At 63.4% G+C, this 13,870-nt stretch carries 11 protein-coding genes; all 11 read left to right on the plus strand.

What is annotated here, in order from left to right; genetic code table 11:
- Positions 1-112 precede the first annotated feature (112 nt).
- The 11 genes from WH303_RS03710 to WH303_RS03760 all read left to right on the plus strand — a co-directional run bounded on the left by WH303_RS03710 (position 113) and on the right by WH303_RS03760 (position 13,759).
- On the plus strand, positions 113-373 hold the full coding sequence (locus tag WH303_RS03710) for a hypothetical protein (protein WP_339517045.1): 261 nt from the start codon (positions 113-115) through the stop codon (positions 371-373).
- A 27-nt stretch (positions 374-400) separates the two neighbouring features.
- On the plus strand, positions 401-829 hold the full coding sequence (locus tag WH303_RS03715) for a Fur family transcriptional regulator (protein ID WP_339517046.1): 429 nt from the start codon (positions 401-403) through the stop codon (positions 827-829).
- Between the two features lie 330 nt (positions 830-1,159).
- Entirely contained in the window at positions 1,160-1,894 is a 735-nt protein-coding gene (locus WH303_RS03720) for a metal ABC transporter ATP-binding protein (RefSeq protein WP_339517047.1), read from the plus strand.
- On the plus strand, positions 1,891-2,784 hold the full coding sequence (locus WH303_RS03725; protein ID WP_339517048.1) for a metal ABC transporter permease: 894 nt from the start codon (positions 1,891-1,893) through the stop codon (positions 2,782-2,784). The genes WH303_RS03720 and WH303_RS03725 overlap by 4 nt, the downstream gene beginning before the upstream one ends.
- A complete protein-coding gene (locus WH303_RS03730) occupies positions 2,781-3,755 on the plus strand; it encodes a metal ABC transporter substrate-binding protein (protein ID WP_339517049.1) in 975 nt (324 codons plus the stop codon). The genes WH303_RS03725 and WH303_RS03730 overlap by 4 nt, the downstream gene beginning before the upstream one ends.
- Before the next feature lie 677 nt (positions 3,756-4,432).
- The gene (locus WH303_RS03735; protein ID WP_339517050.1) at positions 4,433-4,921 is read left to right on the plus strand and encodes a type IV pilin protein; all 489 of its coding nucleotides are present in this window, start codon (positions 4,433-4,435) and stop codon (positions 4,919-4,921) included.
- Positions 4,921-5,421: a GspH/FimT family pseudopilin gene (locus WH303_RS03740; RefSeq protein ID WP_339517051.1), complete on the plus strand. Its 501-nt coding sequence runs from the start codon at positions 4,921-4,923 to the stop codon at positions 5,419-5,421. Before WH303_RS03735 ends, WH303_RS03740 begins: the two co-directional genes overlap by 1 nt.
- A gap of 56 nt (positions 5,422-5,477) precedes the next feature.
- Positions 5,478-5,945 carry a hypothetical protein gene (locus tag WH303_RS03745; RefSeq protein WP_182344482.1) on the plus strand — a complete coding sequence of 156 codons (468 nt, stop codon included), beginning with the start codon at positions 5,478-5,480 and terminating at the stop codon, positions 5,943-5,945.
- Positions 5,946-5,955: 10 nt separating this feature from the next.
- Complete coding sequence (locus WH303_RS03750; protein WP_339517052.1) at positions 5,956-7,113, plus strand: PilW family protein; 1,158 nt, start codon at positions 5,956-5,958, stop codon at positions 7,111-7,113.
- Positions 7,110-7,694, plus strand: coding sequence for a pilus assembly PilX family protein (locus WH303_RS03755; RefSeq protein ID WP_339517053.1), 585 nt, complete (start codon positions 7,110-7,112; stop codon positions 7,692-7,694). The genes WH303_RS03750 and WH303_RS03755 overlap by 4 nt, the downstream gene beginning before the upstream one ends.
- Before the next feature lie 155 nt (positions 7,695-7,849).
- Complete coding sequence (locus WH303_RS03760; RefSeq protein WP_339517054.1) at positions 7,850-13,759, plus strand: pilus assembly protein; 5,910 nt, start codon at positions 7,850-7,852, stop codon at positions 13,757-13,759.
- Positions 13,760-13,870 lie beyond the last annotated feature (111 nt).

Consider the following 13,870-nt stretch of genomic DNA (forward strand, 5'->3'; position numbering starts at 1 on the left):
GTGCGTGTGTTGCGGATGTGATATGTTATAACATAACAAATTGAAGCTGATTTTTCTCAAGCGTTCACGGGGGACCGGGGCTGGCAGCCGTTGAGATGTGGAAAGAACACTGATGATTCCAAGAACCTACGCGCAGTGGCGGCACTGCATCACCGTCGAATGCGGCATCCCCTTGAGCGCCGACTTCATCGCGCAACGCCTGGCGGTGTGGCGCAATCCGGGGCTGGAAGAGACCCAGCGTTTTAGGCGCCTGTATGGCGATGCGCATTGGCAGGCGGTGCAGCGCTGGTTGGTGCAGGCGGCGCAGGAGCAAAAGCAGGAGGGCACCGCTGCGGTGCCCCCGCTGGCGGCGCCTGCACAGCAGACCGGCTAAACTCGGGCCTCTGCCTTTGTTGTCACCATGTCCACAGCCGCCAAAACGCCCCAGCCCGAGTTGACCAAGCACCAAGCCCTGGTGCTGCAAGCGCTTGCGCGCGAGGCCAATCCGGCCAGTGCCTATGCGCTGCTCGACCAGCTGCGTGACGAGGGCATGCGTGCGCCCCAGCAGGTGTACCGCGCGCTGGACAAGCTGATCGAATACGGTCTGGTGCACCGGGTGGAAAGCCTTAACTCCTTTGTGGTTTGCGCCCATACGCATGCCAAAGGCCATGACCATGGTCTGGTGGTGTTTGCCATCTGCGACAACTGCGGCCAGGTCGATGAGTTCCTGGAGTCTGCGGTGGAACGGCGCCTCAAGACCTGGTCGAAGGCCAACGGCTTCCGCCCCAGCAGCACCCATGTCGAGATGCATGGCACCTGCAGCCGCTGCGCTGCGGCACCGGCGGCCTAAGCGCCTCGGCCAGCCTCCTTCTCTCCTCACAACTCACGATTTTTCTGCTTCGGTGCATGGCGGCCTGCGCCAGGCTGGGCTGCGCAATTTCCGTTGGTATTTTCATTTGATGTTATAACATCACATTTTGAAAATGCTGCAGATGCATCGCTGATGCTCCCAGCTTGACTGGGGAGGCAGGGCACCTGCGAATGGGTGAGTTATGGGATCAATACAAACAACCAGGCGCCGCAGCGCCTTGCAGGCGTCTGCGCTTTCGCGCTGCCTGCTGGCGCTGGGCCTGAGCGCGCTGCTCTGGGGCGTGGTGCTATGGGCGGTGCAGCAGCCATGATGCAGTCTGTTCCCAGCCTGCCGGCGGCGGCAGTGCATGGCATCGATTTTGAACTCTCCAACCTGGGCCTGGGCTATGGCGGCAAGCTGGCGCTGCGCGGTGTCAGTGGGCAGTTTGCGGCCGGCTCGATGACGGCCATCGTCGGCCCCAATGGCGGCGGCAAATCGACCTTGCTCAAGGGCTTGCTGGGGCAGCTTGCGCCGATGCAGGGGTCGCTGCGCTGCCGCTATCCACGCGCCGCGCTGGGCTACCTGGCGCAGGCCTGCGAGGTGGAGCGTGACTTTCCCATCAGCGTGGAAGACTTTGTCAGCATGGGCCTGTGGGCGCAGACGGGTGCGTTGGGGGCCGTCAGCGATGCGCAGCGGGCGCAGATCAGCGCAGCGCTGGCGACAGTGGGCTTGCAGGGCTGGCAGCCGCGCTGGATTGCCGAGCTCTCGGGCGGGCAGTTCCAGCGCATGCGCTTTGCCCGGCTCTGGGTGCAGAACCCGCCGGTGATCCTGCTGGACGAGCCCTTCACCGGCGTGGATGAGCCCTCCATCGATGTGCTGCTGCAGCTGTTGCAGCAGTGGCATACGCGGGGCCGTACCGTGCTGGCCGTGCTGCATGACCGCGAGATGGTGGAAGCGTTTTTTCCGCAGGCCTTGGCGCTGGCAGGCATCCAGCTGGCCTGGGGTGCAAGCGCCGATGTGCTGCCGTGCCTGGCTGCGCGCGCGGGTGCCAGGAGGCGCGCATGATCGCTGAGCTGTTGTGGCAGCCCTTTGTGGACTACGGCTTTATGCGCCGCGCGTTGGCCGGTTGCCTGGCTTTGAGCGCCGGCGCCGCACCCTTGGGCACCATCTTGCTGCTGCGCCGCATGAGCCTGGTGGGCGATGCGATGTCGCATGCCATCTTGCCAGGGGCCGCCCTGGGCTATTTGCTGTTTGGCCTGTCCTTGCCGGCGATGACGATCGGCGGCCTGGCGGCTGGCCTGATCGTGGCCATGCTCTCAGGCGTGGTGACCCGCTACACCGCCTTGCGCGAGGACGCCAGCTTTGCCGGTTTCTACCTGATCTCGCTGGCGCTGGGCGTATTGCTGATCTCGCTGCGCGGCTCCAATGTGGATCTGCTGCATGTGCTGTTTGGCTCGGTGCTGGCGCTGGATGACCCCACCTTGTACCTGACCGCGACCATCGCCAGCCTGTCGATGCTGGGCCTGGCATTGATGTACCGGCCCTTGCTGATGGAATGCCTGGACCCTGGCTTTTTGCGCCTGCAGGGGCGCATGGGCAGCATCAGCCATGGGCTGTTCATGCTGCTGCTCGTGCTCAACCTGGTGGGGGGCTTCCATTCGCTGGGCACCTTGATGGCGGTGGCCCTGGTGGTGCTGCCCGCCGCCAGTGCGCGGTTCTGGCTGCGCGGTGTGGGCCTGCAGATGGCGCTGTCAATGGGTATCGCCATGGCTGGCAGCGTGCTCGGCCTGCTGCTGTCCTACCACGCGGGCATTGCGGCATCGGCCGCCATCACCTTGAGCCTCGGCTGCCTGTACCTGCTGTCGCTCTGCCTGGGGCGGCTGGGCAGCGTGCGCGCGCAGCGCCAACGGCCGGCCAACGATTCTGTGTCTGAACCAATGGGAGTATCCGAATGAGCAACTTTTACCTGAACCGCCGCGCGCTGCTGGGGCTGGCGCTGACCAGCGCCTTGCCTGCCAACGTCGTCTGGGCCGCGGGCCAGCCGCTGCCCGTGGTGGCCAGCTTTTCGATCTTGCAGGATCTGACGCGCCAGGTTGGCGGTGATCGGGTCAGCGTCTCTGCGCTGGTCGGCCCTGACGGCGATGCCCATGTGTTTGAGCCCACGCCGCAGCAGGCACGCCAGTTGCAGCAGGCCAAGGTGCTGGTGGCCAATGGGCTGGATTTTGAGGGCTGGTTGCCGCGCCTGAAAAAAGCGTCGGGCTTTCAAGGCCAGGAGATCGTGGCATCCCAAGGCATTGCCGTGCGCAGCTTGCCCAAGGGCCAGGGTCATGACCACGGCGCTGGCAAGGAAGGGCATGACCATGACCATGACCATGGGAACGGCCACCACCATGGCCCCAACGACCCCCACGCCTGGCAGGATGTGAAAAACGCCATCGCCTATGTGCGCAATATCGCCAAGGGCCTGGCCAAAGCAGATCCGGCCAATGCGGCCCAATACGACCAGCAGGCCACGCAGTACATCGCCCGCCTGACAGCGCTGGACGCCAGCCTGCGCCAGCGCTTTGCCGCGCTGCCGGCCGATCGGCGCAGTGTCGTCAGCACCCACGATGCCTTTGGCTATTTTGCACAGGCCTATGGCCTGCGCTTTGTGCCGGTGCGCGGCCTGTCAACCGAGTCCGAGCCTTCGGCCCGTGATCTGGCGGCCCTCGTCAAACAGGTCCGCGAAGAGCGCATTGGCGCCATCTTTGTCGAGAACATCTCCGACCCGCGCTTGCTGGAGCAACTCGCCCGCGAGACCGGTGCTGCCATCGGTGGCCGCCTGTACTCCGATGCGCTGTCGCCCGCCGGCGGCCCTGCCAGCACCTATGTCGACATGGTCGAGGCCAACGCTGCTAGCTTGCTCAAGGCCTTGCAGGCGCGCTGACCCAGGCCTGCTGGAGCCCACAGCACTGCCTGGCGCTGCGCCATGGCAGATCGCGGTGGGTAAGGCGGCCGGCGCATGGGGGTGGCCTGGTCACGGCGGCCCAGCCACCATTGTTTGCTGCGGCGCACATCGCCAGTGCGACTGGCTCTTTCACTACTTGGCGGCCAATGGTCTGGTCTTGCAGCTGCAAGCTTGATATGCATCAAGCTGCACATTTGCAACAGCATGGGCTGTGTAAACCGATGCCCCGCCATCGGTTGCGCCTGCGCGCTTGCGGGTTGCCAAACGCACGCCGCTCCTCACTGTCACCCGTGGCTCTTCAGCCTTTCAGCATCCGCCAACCAACGTTATTGCTATCTAGACTGCTATCAAAATATTTCTATTGTGGCGTTGCGGACCGCTCCAAGTCCTCTGCGCAGAGCGCATTGACTCGCCCAAAATTTAGGCAGTTATAGATTTATAAAATAACTATTGATGTAAGTTATTGGAAAGTAATTTACTAACAGACACGTATGATGCCCTCCTGATGAAATTCATATGGATTTCTGAATTTCAATAAATGAAATCGATGGATGGAAGCCTTCCGACTCCCTGGCGGAGTCTGCCGGGAGGAATCCAGCAGCCGGTTTTCTGGAGCATTGCCGCCTCTGGTGCAGCGGCGGTGAGGGGGTGTCGTTATGAAGGTTTCTCAAGCGGTCCGCTTAGCGCTGACGCGAGTCCACACGGGCCGCAGCGGCCCTGTACGGCGCTGGGTGCAGCGGGGCTTTACGTTGATCGAGGTGATGATCGTCGTGGCCATTGTGGCCATCCTGGCGGCGATTGCCTTGCCCAGTTACAGCGAATACATCAAGCGCGGGCAGATTGTGGAGGGCATCACGCCATTGGCCGATATGGGGGCCAAGATGGAGCAGTTCTACCAGGATCACAGGACCTATGTGGGCGCCTGTCAAAGCAGGATAGCTGCGGAGCCGGCGGAAACTGCCCGCTTTAAGTACATCTGTAACGGGCACAAATCTTATTACACGGTGAAGGCGGAGGGCAAAGGATCCATGTCCGGTTTTGTTTTCGTCTTGACCCACGAAGGCGCGCGTAACACCGCAAGCACACCGTCGGGTTGGACCAAGGGCAGCGGCTGCTGGTCTATCCGCAAGGATGGAAGCTGCTGATGCACAGGCTCCATTCCAACCAGGGGTTTACCTTGATCGAGCTGATGGTTGGCTTGGCGCTCACCGTCTTTTTGCTGCTGATGGCCATGCCATCGGCCAGTGTCTATATCTTGGATTCCAAGATCCGCACGGTTGCCCAGGCCTACTATGACGGCGCTCAGATGGCAAGGGCTGAAGCGCTGCGCCGCAATGCCAATGTGGCTCTCGGGCTGACGGACAGCGGCCTGGGCTGGAAGCTGATGGTGGGTGAGATACAGATTGCCAGCAAGCCAGCAGAGAGTGCAACGGCCGTGACGGTGGAAACCGAGCAAGAGACGGTCTCCTTTGACAGCCTGGGCCGCGCATCCGAGGCCATCGCCGTGAACTTCAAATCTACCAACGCTGCCTGCCTGGAAGACAGTGGTAGCCAGCGTTGCATGCGCGTGGTTATCTCGCCGGGAGGCCAAGTCCGGCTGTGCGATCCGTCCATCACCGATGAGGGAGACAACCGCCAATGCTGATATCTCGCATGGCCTTGCCCGCCCATTCCCACGCAACTGCCGCAGGGCAGAGGGGCATGATGCTGATCGAGTCGCTGGTTGCCATCATGATCATTGTGTTTGGCATTCTGGGCATCGCCGGGCTCACGGCACGGTCTGTCAACTGGTCGGGCCAGGCGCATTACCGCACGGAGGCGGGCATGTATGCCTCCCAAATTGTGCAGGCCATCTCACTCAAGGTCGATCGCAGCTCGCCACAGGCGCTTGCTGCGTCACTGCAAAAAATGCAGCACAGGGTGAGTGGCAGTGTTGAGCGATGTAGTTTCAGCGGGGCTGAGGCAGACAACAACGATGTCATCAACCTGCTTTCTGCCGCGCGCGGTGGCCCGCAGCATGTGCTGGGTTTACCTGGTGCGGTACCCACAGGGCAACAGATTTTGGTCGACACCACAGACGGCCTCAATAAAGTGACGGTCACGCTGTGCTGGCAAGCCCCGCACGACGCCGGCTTGCGCAACTACCAGATCCAGGCCTATGTCCATTAGGCCCCCCCGCATGAAAACGACGTCTATGCCCCGTCTGCAGCGCAGCAGGCCCAAGGGCTGCGGCCAGCTGCAGCGCCCCTCGCAAGCGGGCTTTTCCATCATTGAAATCCTCGTGGGTGTTGCCATCGGCATGGCCAGCATGCTGGTGATCTACCAGCTCTATGGCGTGTCTGAGAAGCAGCGCCGCACCGTCTCTGCCGTGACCGACGCCCAAACGGCGGGCGCATTGGCCCTGTTCAGCATTGAGCGCGACATCCGCTCGGCGGGCCTGGGCTTTGCGGCGATGGAGGCGCGGCATTTGGGCTGTTCGGTGCAAGCCAATAACAATGGCCTTGCCTTCACATTTCCGCTGGTCCCCGTGCGCATCGCAACCTCTGAAGGTCGTACGCAGCTCTGGGTGCTCAGCGGCTCTACGGCCAATATGGTGAGCGGATCGCGCTACGAGGCCAGTGCCAATGGCGTCCTCAGCATGGAGAAATCCAATGCGGGCCTGCATGCGGGCGATGTGGCGGTGGGTACCTCGGACAGCGATAACCGAGACTGCCTGATGATGGAGATCACCGCTGGCGCGGGATCTACAGTGGCGGCGAACACGGGCAGCGTAACCTATCCCAGCAACCGGGTGAGCCAGGGCACCGGCAGCTACACCAACTTCTATACCGGCAGCGTAGTGGCTCCTCGCTTCAACCATGGCGGCCGCCGCAATATGCTCGACGGCGGCATGACCAGCCTGGGCGAGGGCGCGCTCTACAACCTGGGGCCCGAGCCGCAGTTGCATGTCTGGAGCCTGGAAGGCCAGGAGCTGGTCTATTACAACCACCTCAACGAGACCAGCGCGGGCAGCGTGGCCGTGGCACACGATGTGCTCAGCTTCCATGCGGAATATGGCTATGACCGGAACGGTGACGGCCAGATTGACGGCAATGACCAGTGGACAACAACCTTTAGCGACGGCTGGACCTGGGACAGGGTGCTGGCGGTGCGCCTGGCCGTGCTGGTTCGCAGCTCCCAGTACGAGCGCGATGAAGTCACCCAGGAGCCACCGCGCTGGGCCAATGGCAGCAAGCAGTTCGAGCTGACTGGCGATGGCTGGAAGCACTACCGCTACCGCGTCTACGAAAGCGTGATTCCGCTGCGCAACACCTTGTGGGGGCAACAAGCAACATGAAACGCCAAGACCGCACAAGGCTCCCCGCAACCCGCTCACAGGCCGCACGCGGCGTGGTGCTGCTCGTAGCGCTCATCGTGCTGCTGGTGATGACGCTCACCAGCCTTGCGCTGGTGCGCACCACCACCACAGGCTCGTCCATTGCCGGTAGCCTGGCTTTCAAGCAGACCGCAACCACCGGGGCTGATCTGGGCCTGGAGCATGGACTGGCGCAGCTCGAACAGCTGTCGCAAAACGGCACCGCACTGGATCAAAACAACCCCAGCCAGGGCTATTACGCGCTGGTTGTTCCCGGCATCGCCGCCAAGGACCTGCCATGGAGCGCCGGTGCCAAACAAGCCAGCGCCGATGACGGCCTGGGCAATGAGGTGCACTACATGATCCACCGTCTGTGCAGCAATACCGGAGCCTGGAATGCAGATGGCCAGTCCTGCGTCACGCCACCAAACACCGGTTGCCCGGGCTCATCGGACGACGCAGGCAGTGTGCTGCCCTGCAACGACCGGCCCATGTACCGCATCAGCGCCCGGGCGCTGGGCCCGCGCGCGACCCTGAGCTATGTGCAGATGACGGTGTATTGAAGGCGCAGCGCAGAAGGCCAGCCCTGCAATGGGCCGCCTCTGCCAAGGTCAGACAGGAAAAAAATCAGCAAGGTCGGCAGTGAACAGCGCGCAGACGCCCGCAGCAGCCGCAGGCCCGCAGGGGCCGATCAGCCATGAGGACGAAGGAGAGGGAAATGCTTCAGAAATTCAAACCCCCGCTGCGCGGGCGCCGGGCCGCAGGCCTGGGGGCCATGCTCGCCGCCGCTGCCGCTGCCGTGGCAGCGGGCTTGTTTGCCAGCAGCGCGGCAGCCGATTCCGCATCGTCAGATGCGGTGGACATTGCCGATATTCCGCTGGGCATCCTGGCCGACCAGGCCAAGCCCAATGTGATGCTGCTGCTCGACACTTCGGACTCCATGAAATGGAGCCATATGCCCGATGACTGGGAGAAAAACGCCAACTTTTTCCCGGTGGGCTACAAGAGCGCGCTGTGCAATACGCTCTACTACAACCCCGATACCAGCTATCCGCTGCCCAAGCGGGCCGATGGCATCACCGACATGCCGGTGCCCAGCTTCTCTGCGGCCTGGAAGGATGGCTATGACCAGGCGCGCGGCGCCGTCAACCTTGCCACCACCTTTCGGGCCTATGACGGCGACACACGCCGGCAGAGCCTGAACGACGACCCGCCCCAGCGGGCCTATTATTTCCAATGGCAGCCCAGCAGCGCCACCTACCCCACGATGCCCAGCTGGGAGCGGGAGTCCAGCTGTACCTGGCCCGATGTCCCCAGCCTCCATGCCGATGATGGCAGCGTGCAGGACAGCGGCACCGTGGCCCAGCCGATCGAGGGGGTGCCAGGCGGCCAGATGCGCGGCCGCTGGAGCCGCGTCAAGCTGGCCAACGCTGCCGCGCAAGAGCGCAACTTTGCCATCTGGTACAGCTACTACCGCACGCGCATCAACATGGCCAAGTCCTCCGTCAGCCTGGCCTTTGGCACGCTCAATGACAACTTCCGGGTGGGCTTTTTGACGGTGGCCAAGCCAGGCACGGGCCCAAACAGCCATTTTCTGCCGGTGCAAGATTTTGCCGGCAGCGACAAGCAGGCCTGGTTTCAGGCCATCCAGGGCACCAAAACCGGGGGCACCTCGCCCACGCGCGAGGCGCTGGCGCGGGTGGGCCGCTATTACGCGGGCAAAAGCGACAGCATCAATGACAGCATGCGGCCCTTTGTCGATCCCGTCGTCTCCGCCTGCCAGCGGCACTATGCCATCGTCACCACTGATGGCTACTGGAACGTAGGCCAGGAGACCCAGGGCAAAGGCCCGGTGCAAATCGATGGCACCACCCTGGTTGGCCAGCAGGATGGCCCGCCGCTGTCGCTGACCGGGCCCGAGGGCTTGCGCCCCCGCCCGGTCTACGATGGCTCAGTCAATGGCTACAAGCTGGAGCGGGATGCATCGGTGACCTACGACCTGGCCGACTGCACCGCTGGCTGGAAGCTGACCGTGCCCGGTGGCGGCACCAAGACCGAGACGGTCTACAAGAAGATCATCAAAAAGGATGTGCTGCGCCAAAGCCAGAGGGTCGGCTCTCTGCGTTGGGTTCAAAAGCGGTACAACCAAACACTGCTGGTGTCCCACAAAGCCCGAGCCCCAGGAGACGGCAATTTTTCGGCGATGCAGACTGAGTACTGGTATGCCCAAGGCACGCATACCGTCAGCAAAAACCAGTACCAGCAGAGAATCAGCTGGAACTACATCACCAAAAAACAGTACCGCAACAAGCTGGTTACCACCTGGAGCACGGAAACCCAAACGCCCTGGGCCCGGGCGGTAGCTGGCCAGACGCGTGAGAAGCGCTATTTTTACTGGTACAAAAACCCGGCGCTGGGCGAGGTGGAGCTCAAGACCACCGACAAGGCAGTGTGTGAGGCCTTTGCCAGCGGCTGCAAGGTTGAGCCGCCCGGGGGCGACAGCTGGAAAGTGGTGCAGTCTTGCACACCGGGCAGAGCGGGAGACTACCTGGTGGAGTGCGATGGCCCCACCGACCGCGATGTCAGCGCCTCGGCCTATTGCAGCCGCAATGGCCAGTATGTGCCCGGCGTGGGCACCATTGCCTGCGAAGGCGTAGCCGTGCCGGCCTACAGCGGCCCCGTGTTGGCCTGCAACAGCCTGCACCCCCAGTTGGCGGCCGATATTGCCGCTGCTGGCGGCAGCACCGCGCTGGTGGAATACAGCAACTGCAACAGCAGCCACCGCGAGGAGCGCTATGTGCCCCAGGACCAGTGTGTTCCTCAGGCGGCCAGCCAGGCCAATGGTTTTCGGCATACCAGCTGCACCCGTGAGGCTATCAATGGTGACGAGGGTGAAACTGACAACAGCTGCCCGGTCACCAGTGCACCGGTATGGGATGCTGCCAGCAGCACCTATACCGAGTGCCGGCAGCGCGGCGCCTCAGAGAGGGTGGCCGTCTGCAGGCCCGGTGAATTGCCCGACCGGCCCGGCCGCATCAACATTCTGTGTGAGCCGCGAGGCGCACCCTTGACCAGCACGGTGGCACCCAGCGCTTGCAAGGCCGGAATCGAGGGTAACTACATGGTGGAATGCAGCAACATCCGCAACAGTTGGGGTGGCCCGGTGCAGCAAGACTCCGCGAACTGCCGCACCCATTCCACGCCGCTCTACGACCTGACGTGCGGGATGCAGTACAACCCTTGGCGGGCGGTGTCATCGTGCACGCCTAGGACACCATCTGCCGACAATGGCTGGATGGGCATCCTATGCCAGGACAACAGCGACGGAACACCACAACCGGGCCAATGCACGCCTGCACCGGGCATGGAGGGCGTGCAGCCGCCCCCTCCAACGCCAACCAACCCGGCCACCTGTACCCCGCAAGATGCAACACCAGCGAATGGCTGCATTTACAGCGTGTGCCAGCCGAGGCTGCAGCGCACGGAGAATGTGCAGGCATGCGTGATTGAGGCGTCTGGCCCTCCGGAGTGGACGCAATCGAGCTGTCAACCCATGACAGAGCCCGTGCAGCCCGTACCCGGCTGCCAAGGCCTGGTGGATGGCTATAAAGTGGTCTCCAACTGCAGACACCGCAGCTATGACGTTGACCTTGCCTATGGAACCTGTGAAGCGCTGGTTGCACAGTCGGAGGGCGCAGGGCGCCCCACCAAGGAAAATGGCTGGACCACCAGCACCTGCGAGAGCTTCGACGAAAGCACCCCCGACGGCCTGGTCTACCTGCAATCGGCCGAAGCCTTTGCCGCCTGCCAGCCGGGCACCAATTCCATTGGTGTAGAGACCCAGTGCGTGCAAGAAGGCCCCACCACCATCAACGTGCCGCAAGGCGAGCTGTGCGTGCCCGGCTACAACCCAGTGACCCATGTGGTGACCGACTGCAGCGGCGTGGGCCTGGGCTCGACCACGATTGTGCCCACCAAGCCCGACAACTGCCCGGCAGCCACCTGTGAGGAGTACAAGGGCCAGAAGAAGGTCTTCAACGGCCAATACACCACCCACAAGGTGAGCCTGGTGGGTACTGCAGAAACAGGCCGTACGCTGGAGCCGCCAGGCATCGTCCTCTTCAGCGGCGATCTGGAATCCCCTGCGGTCTGCTACCCGCTCGACGCAGCGCCGCCGGTGGTCCGGCCTCTCGACCCTCCCAATCGCAAACCCCAGCCTGGCACGGCCCCCTGGTCTGCGCTGCCAGCGGCCCATACCCGCTGCGGCAAGCTGCCCTGCGACGACGAGCACCTGAGCCCGGCAACGGGCGGCAGCAGCAACTCGCTGGCCGATGTGGCCCAGTACTACTACGCGACCGATCTGCGCCCGGGCAGCAGCAGCGATACGCCGCGCGGCTGGGACAACAAGGTGCGGCCCGTGGGGACGGGCGCCGAAGACGACAAGGCCACCTGGCAGCACATGAGCACCTATGTGATCGGCATGGGCGTCTCGGGTGCCTTGCGCTATGACAAGAACTACAAGAGCGGAGCGGGCGATTTTGCCGACCTGCGCAGCGGCCTCAAGACCTGGCCCATCTGGCCCAAGGACGACACCCGCGACTACGAGCGCCCCGAGTCCATCGATGACTTCTGGCACACCGCCGTCAATGGCCGCGGGCTGTACTTCAGCGCCAACGACCCGGTCGCCATCCAAGCCGGCCTGGCCGAGGTGTTTGCCGATATCCGTGCGGCCCTGGGCTCTGGCGCCAGTGTCGGCGTGTCCTCGCCCATCACCGAGGCGGGCAACAACTTTGCCTATGCCGCCACTTACCGCACCGGCCGCTGGTCGGGCGATCTGCAGGCCTTTGAAATCGGCCTGAACTCGGGCCGGCGCACACCCATCGTCGGCTGGTCGGCCAAAGAGGCGCTGGACAAGCGTGACCTGGCTACCGACAACCGCCGCATTCTGTTCATGAATGCCGGTGCGCTGACCGAATTCAGCTATGCCAACCTGGGCAGCTTGCGCAGCCATTTCGATGCCCCGGCCATCAGCACCCGCCTGGCCCAGTATGCGCAGATGAGCGATGCACAAAAACAGGCTGCAGTAGGCGCCAACCTGCTGAACTTTCTGCGCGGCGACCGCAGCCTGGAGGGCTTTGCACTGGGCGATGCCCAGCGCCTCTACCGCCCGCGCGAGAGCCGGCTGGGCGACATCATCGGCTCGCAGCCGCTGTATGTGGGCAAGCCCACCCGCCGCTACCGGGACGACGGCTATGCCGCCTACCGCCTGAGCCAGCAAAACCGCAAGCCCATGGTGTACGTGGGCGGCAATGACGGCATGCTGCATGCGTTTGATGCCGAGACCGACCTGCGCAAGACAGAAACCGTCGGCGGCCGGGCCGTGCCCCAGGCAGCGCGCGAGCTCTGGGCCTTTGTTCCCACCGCCGTGATGCCCGAGATGGCGCGGCTGGCGAGCGTCGACTACGACGGCGGCCACCGCTACTTTGTCGATGGCGCGCCCGTGGTGGCCGATATCCGCGACGCCAACGGCTGGAAAACCATCCTGGTGGGCGGCTTCAACAAGGGCGGCAAGGGCTACTACGCGCTCGACATCAGCGACCCGAAGAACCCCAAGCCGCTGTGGGAAGCGAGCCTGCCGAACATGGGCCTGAGCTTTGGCCGGCCCCTGGTCTCCAAGCACCCCAATGGCACCTGGGCCGTGTTCCTGACCTCGGGCTACAATAATGCCGATGGGCGTAACCATGTGTTTGTGCTCAATGCCAGCACCGGGCAAGTCATGGAGCAAATGACCACCCCCACGGGCAGCGGCCTGCGCGAGCTCAACAACTACCTGCGCGACCCTGCTGGCGACAACACCACCCGCTTGCTCTACGGCGGCGATCTGGAAGGCCATGTCTGGCGCTTTCAGTGGAATGTGGCGACCAGCCGCTTCGAGGTGAACAAGGTGGTGCAACTGGTCCATGGCGGCAAACCCCAGCCCATCACCACCCGTGTGGAACTGGTGCAGGGCAGCAGCCAGCTGCCGCGCATTCTGGTGGCCACCGGGCGGCTGTTTGGGCCTGCGGATTTGGGCAATGCGGACCCGCAGTCCATCTATGGCTTTGATGACAGGGCAGAGGGCTACACCTCCACTGGGCCAGCCTTCCGCGCAGACCTCAAGCAATCAGTCTTGAGCAAAGCCAGGGACAACGAGGGCAATTTGGTGCGCCGCATCAGCTGCGCAAGCAACGAGGCGGCCTGCAAAGACCGCAAAAAAGGCTGGTATGTGGACCTGCCCGATAGGCGTGAGCGGGTGAACGTCAATCTGCGCCTGGCCGGCACGACCTTGGTCGTTGCCAGCAATGTGCCCACGGATGACCCCTGCGAGGCAGGCGGCTACGGCTGGCTCAACTACCTCAACGTGGAGACCGGGCAGGCGGTGGTCGATGGCCCCGACGGGGGAGCGGCGGGCGTGCAGGTGCCCGATACCCTTATCGTCGGCAATGCGCTGACCGCTGACAAAGATGGCACCGTCACCAGCCACGTTCAAACCGGTGTGGTGGGCGATCCGATTGATATCCGTATCCCCGTGGCAGCCCCCAAGCCCCAGGGCAAGCGCATCAGCTGGCGCGAGGCCGTCAAGCACTAAGCGCTGATCTTTGTTGCGGATAGAGTCCCAAGGCCACCACAGGCAGCTGTCTGTGGTGGCCATTTTTTGATGACGAGCCATGGGCCTTCTACACCGCGAGCGGCAGCAGAG

Source organism: Comamonas sp. MYb69, from assembly GCF_037479315.1.
GTDB lineage: Bacteria > Pseudomonadota > Gammaproteobacteria > Burkholderiales > Burkholderiaceae_C > Comamonas.